Genomic DNA, 626 nt, shown 5'->3' with positions numbered 1-626 from the left:
GTGATCCCAGCTGTTTTACGCTCGTGCCATCTTTTTCCCACAATACCATCATTACCAAGTACTGCGAGTAAGTGAGATCAAGTGCGTCCAACAACGGTCGGTACGCGCGAATCACAGCGTTCGCAGCGCTGTATAGCGGAAAGCAGACTTGATTCTCTAGTAACAATTTTTTGTCTGCATTCAATGTACTTGGGGAGTAACACTGGCTCATGGGCTTAATCTCGATAAAGGCGATAAAAATAAATTGTGCACAATATAGTTGCAAACTATCGTTGTTTCGATGTAAGGTTGCAAGCAATTAAATTGTGTGCAACTTAAATCAAAGAGGATATTTGCATGACAACATTATACAAAACTCAAGCTACTGCTCTGGCTGGCCGTAATGGTCAAGTAAAAACCAACGATGGTCTGCTGGATCTTGAACTTGCTTACCCAAAAGAGATGGGTGGCACAGGCGCAGCAACGAACCCAGAACAACTGTTTGCAGCGGGTTACTCGGCTTGTTTCTCTAACGCGATTTTGCACGTTGCGCGTGAAGCAAAAGTAGCGCTAAAGAGCGCACCTGTGACAGCTGAAGTAGGCATTGGCCCGAATGAAAACGGTGGCTTTGCTTTGACCGTTAGCCT

The 626-nt window shown here is 45.4% G+C and carries 2 protein-coding genes; one reads left to right on the top strand and one right to left on the bottom strand.

The features are described from left to right. Window positions 1-211: MarR family winged helix-turn-helix transcriptional regulator (locus tag R7R24_RS28035; protein ID WP_411978840.1), on the bottom strand; the 211-nt coding region annotated here is incomplete at its 3' end. Between the two features lie 125 nt (window positions 212-336). Between R7R24_RS28035 and R7R24_RS28030 the strand changes: the two genes are divergently transcribed. Beyond that, window positions 337-626: Ohr family peroxiredoxin (locus R7R24_RS28030; protein WP_318120350.1), on the top strand; the 290-nt coding region annotated here is incomplete at its 3' end.

This window comes from Vibrio sp. 704 (genome assembly GCF_033339295.1).
Note: the sequence above shows the minus strand (reverse complement) of the source record. Positions and strands in the feature narration are given on the sequence as shown.